The following is a 2,402-nucleotide window of genomic DNA, read 5'->3' on the forward strand; positions in this document are numbered from 1 at the left end:
TGGGCGCTGTGCAGCCGCAGCAGCCCGTCGGTGCGGCGGCGCGCGGCGAGGACGGCGGTCTGCGGCAGCGCCATGGGCAGGGCGAAGCCGTCGCTGTAGTCGGTGTGTTCACCGATCAGGTTGACCCGGCCCGGCGCCGCCCACAGCCCCTCGGGGGCGTGGCCGTGGACCCGCTCGAAGTCACCGCTCACCACCGTGTTCACCCGGCCTCCCGCAGCCGCCGGGCGGCCGTCTCCGGGGCCACGTCGTTCATGAACGCGTCCATCCCGGACTCGGTCCCGGCCAGGTACTTCAGCTTGTCGGCGGTGCGCCGGACGGTGAACAGCTCCAGGTGCAGGGCCAGTTCCTCCCCGCCGGTCAGCGGGGCCTGGTGCCAGGCGGAGATGTACGGGGTGGGCTCGGGCAGCCCGAAGAGCCGGTCGAAGCGGCGCAGCAGGTCCAGGTACAGCCCGGGGAACTCGGCCCGTTCGGCTTCGTCGAGGCGGGTCAGGTCGGGTACGCGGCGGTGCGGGTGGAGGTGGACCTCGTAGGGCCAGCGGGCGGCGTACGGGACGAAGGCCGTCCAGTGCTCCCCGGCCAGGACCACCCGCTCCGTGGCGGCGCGCGCCCCGGCGAGGAGGTCCTCGAAGAGGTTCCGCCCGGTGGCCGCCCGGTGCGCGGCCGCCGCCGCGAGGTGCTTGGCCGTGCGCGGGGTGGGGGTGGTGAAGGCGTAGATCTGGCCGTGCGGATGGGGCAGGGTGACCCCGATCTCCGCGCCGCGGTTCTCGAAGCAGTACACCTGTGCCACCCCGGGGCGGGCGGAGAGCGCCGCGGTGCGGTCGGTCCAGGCGTCCAGCACCAGCCGGGCCCGCCCGGGCGTGAGGTCGGCGAAGCCCGCACCGTGCTCGGGGGTGAAGCACACCACCTCGCAGCGGCCGGCGGCGCCGGAGAGCGAGGGGAAACGGTTCTCGAAGACGGCCACCTCGTAGTCGGCGGCCGGGATCTCGCTCTGCCGGCCGTCCCGCGAGGGGCACAGCGGGCAGGCGTCGGCGGGCGGGTGGTAGGTGCGGGTCTGCCGGTGTGCGGCGATGGTGACCCAGTCACCGGTGGCCGGGTCCCGGCGCAGTTCCGGGGTGCTTTCGACGCGGTCCAGGGGGCGCCGGTCCTGGGCCGTGCGGTCCCGGCCCGGGGAGCTGTCGTAGTAGATGAGCTCGCGGCCGTCCGCGAGCCGGGTGACGGTCGTGTACACGTCCTCGCCTGTCTGTCGGGGGAGTGTGCGGGGCGAACGGCCGGTCAGGAAGGGGCGACCGGGGCGGCGGCGGCCTGCCCGCCCTCCACGGTGTACGACGGGCGCGGCACGGCGCCGGCCTGCGCGCGGGCGGCGACGTCGGTGATCCCTGCCTCCCTCGGCGTCCTTCCTTGACCACGGCCCCTCCCCGAACGCGGCCGGCGCGGACTCGATGNGCGCGGACTCGATGATACGGCCGGCCGTCCGGGGCGTGGATCACCCGTGCGACCTCGGCCGGACAGCCCCGCACGGCCGGGGCGCGGGAGCCGCGGCGGACCCGTGCGCCGGCTCCCCGCCCGGATGCGCGCCGGGCGCCCGCCGGGGACGGTGGCCGCGCCCGTGCTCCCGCCGGCCGTCGTCGAGGAGGACGGCAGGTGGACACCGGCTCGGCGAGTCCTCGACGAGCGCTCGAGGACGGAGCCAGGACGGCTGCCTAGCGTGGCGGGATGCGCACACTGCCCGTTCTCGCCGTGGTATTCGACCGCGGGTCGGCCGGATCCGTGGAGATCCTCGCCTCCGCCCGCAAGCTGTGCTCCGTCGTGTTCGTCTGTGACGAGGACCTCCCCGGATCGGCCGGCGCGGCCGCCCGGCTCGCCGAGGTAGCCCGGGTGCTCGACGTCACCGGACTCTCGCCCGGGCAGCGCCACGCCGCGCTCCGCGCCCTGGATCCCGACGGCATCACCACCTTCAGCGAGTACCGGCTCGCCGCCACTGCGGAGCTGGCCCAGGCCTGCGGTCTGACCTTCCACCCCCCGCACGTGGCGGCCGTCCTGGTCGACAAGGAGCGGCAGCGGACCCGGCTGCGCGAGGCCGGGGTGCAGTCGACGCGCTGCGTCGCCGTGCGGACCGCGGCGCAGGTGCCGGCCGCGCTCGCCGAGGTCGGGCTGCCCGCGGTCGTCAAACCGCGTTCCGGGGCGGGCAGCGTGGACACCTGCCGGGTCGACAGCGCCGGGCAGGCCATGGCGGTGGCGGAGGAGTTCCTGGCCGGCGGCGGGGCGGAGTTCGTCCTGGAGGAGTACCTGGAAGGGGACCCGGACGCCGCCGGGCCGGGGTTCGGGGACTACGTGTCCGTGGAGTCGGTCAGCTCCGGCGGCGCCGTCCGCCACGTGTGCGTGACGGGCAAGCTGCCGCTGGC

Annotated in this window: 3 protein-coding genes; 1 reads left to right on the forward strand and 2 read right to left on the reverse strand. The window is 75.9% G+C overall.

The window, feature by feature from the left end:
* Together VR44_RS25195 and galT are read right to left on the reverse strand one after the other, a co-directional pair.
* On the reverse strand, nt 1–203 hold a 203-nt coding region (locus VR44_RS25195; protein ID WP_045949878.1), incomplete at its 3' end, for a galactokinase family protein.
* Nucleotides 200–1,228, reverse strand: a complete 1,029-nt coding sequence (gene galT / locus VR44_RS25200) for a galactose-1-phosphate uridylyltransferase (protein WP_045949879.1) — start codon at nt 1,226–1,228, stop codon at nt 200–202. The genes VR44_RS25195 and galT, both read right to left, overlap by 4 nt.
* Nucleotides 1,229–1,713: 485 nt before the next feature.
* Between galT and VR44_RS25205 the strand changes: the two genes are divergently transcribed.
* A partial coding sequence (locus tag VR44_RS25205; protein ID WP_425424533.1) for an ATP-grasp domain-containing protein occupies nt 1,714–2,402 on the forward strand: 689 nt, incomplete at its 3' end.

It is taken from the genome of Streptomyces katrae (genome assembly GCF_000966975.1).
GTDB classification, from domain to species: Bacteria; Actinomycetota; Actinomycetes; order Streptomycetales; family Streptomycetaceae; genus Streptomyces; species Streptomyces katrae.